The following is a 585-nucleotide window of genomic DNA, read 5'->3' as shown; positions in this document are numbered from 1 at the left end:
CTGTCGCAACCAGAGATACTGGGAAACCCTGCAATATGATGCCGCTGCCAACCTGCTGGACAGCAAATACAGAGAGGACTACAGCAACTACAACCTGATTCGCTGTAACCAGCTCCTGCATTTCAGAGGACACCACTACCGTTACGACGAGCACGGCAGAACTGCCAGTAAACAGACCACCGGTGCCACCCAGCATTACCACTACGACGCCGAACACCGCCTGAGCGAAGTACGCATTGAACAGCTCAACAAAACCGAACGATACCGCTACCTCTATGACGCCCTTGGCAGACGCATCGAAAAACAAAAGTTAGACCGCGAGGGCAAACCTTACAACCGTACCCGCTTCCTGTGGGACGGGTTAAGAATGATTCAGAAAACCGGCCCGAATCAACCCACCAGCCTGTATATCTACACCGACCTGAATGGCTGTCCGGAAGAACTGACGGATGCAAACGGTAAAATACTGTGGGAATGTAGCTTTCAGTTATGGGGAAAGCGGATTCATGAAATCGAACACGAACCCATAGAGCAAAACCTCAGATATCAGGGACAATATTTAGACAGAGAAACCGGCTTACATTA

The 585-nt window shown here is 50.3% G+C and carries 1 protein-coding gene; it reads left to right on the top strand.

Annotated features, from left to right (window positions below):
• The coding region (locus tag B6C99_RS13145; protein ID WP_143413976.1) for an RHS repeat domain-containing protein at positions 1-585 on the top strand (585 nt) is incomplete at both ends.

The sequence above is a fragment of the Gilliamella sp. N-G2 genome, from assembly GCF_002142215.1.
In the GTDB taxonomy this organism is placed as follows: domain Bacteria; phylum Pseudomonadota; class Gammaproteobacteria; order Enterobacterales; family Orbaceae; genus Gilliamella.
The sequence above is the reverse complement of the archived record's forward strand: the minus strand, read 5'-3'. Positions and strand labels throughout refer to the sequence as shown.